This is a genomic window from Bradyrhizobium sp. CCBAU 45394 (assembly GCF_028128655.1).
GTDB lineage: Bacteria > Pseudomonadota > Alphaproteobacteria > Rhizobiales > Xanthobacteraceae > Bradyrhizobium > Bradyrhizobium diazoefficiens.
Map to the genome: position 1 here is coordinate 1 of NZ_LBIX01000059.1, position 730 is coordinate 730.

Below are 730 nucleotides of genomic sequence, written 5' to 3' on the forward strand. Positions count from 1 at the left end.
GCGGCCGATTTGCGCGGCACGACGTCCTTTGCCAGTGCGACGGCGCTCGGCAATGTGCTGTACAACGGCACGGCCGGCGGCACCACCGCGGCAGGTTCGTCCGCCACGCTCGGTGCGAGCCAGGGCTCGTTCGCGGGCACCGGGGGTCTTGCGGCTGACGGTACGACCGGCATCTCGTCGGCCACCACGCTGCTCGGCACCACCGCCAGCGGCAAGCTGACCACCGCTCCGACCGATGGCGACACGCTGACGGTGAACGGCAAGACCATCACCTTCCGTTCCGGCACTGCGCCGGCTTCGAGCGCCGTTCCGAGCGGTTCTGGTGTCAGCGGTCATCTCGTCACCGACGGCGGCGGCAACACCACGATCTATCTCGGTGACACCGCCACGACTTCGACGCTGGCGACCGTGGGCGACATTCTGGCCGCGATCGACCTCGCCAGCGGTGTCAAGACCGCGACGATCTCCGCCGGTGCTGCGACCATCGGTGCCGCCTCCGGCGCATCGCCGTCGACTGCCGCCGCGGGCGTTGTGACGCTCAAGAGCTCGGCTGGTGCCGATCTGTCCCTGACGGGCAAGGCTGACTTCCTGAAGGAGCTCGGTCTGACGGGTGCGACGGGCGGCGGAAATGTCACGGTGACTGCGACCCGCACGACCAGTTCGGGCTCCCTGAGCACGCTGATCTCGGACGGCTCCTCGCTGAATGTCGATGGCCACGTCATCACCTTCA

Annotated in this window: 1 protein-coding gene; it reads left to right on the forward strand. The window is 68.4% G+C overall.

Annotation, left to right across the window (positions count from 1 at the left end; all coding sequences use genetic code 11):
- Window positions 1-730, forward strand: a 730-nt coding sequence (locus WN73_RS11670) for a DUF1522 domain-containing protein (RefSeq protein WP_271552855.1), incomplete at both ends; no start/stop codon positions are given.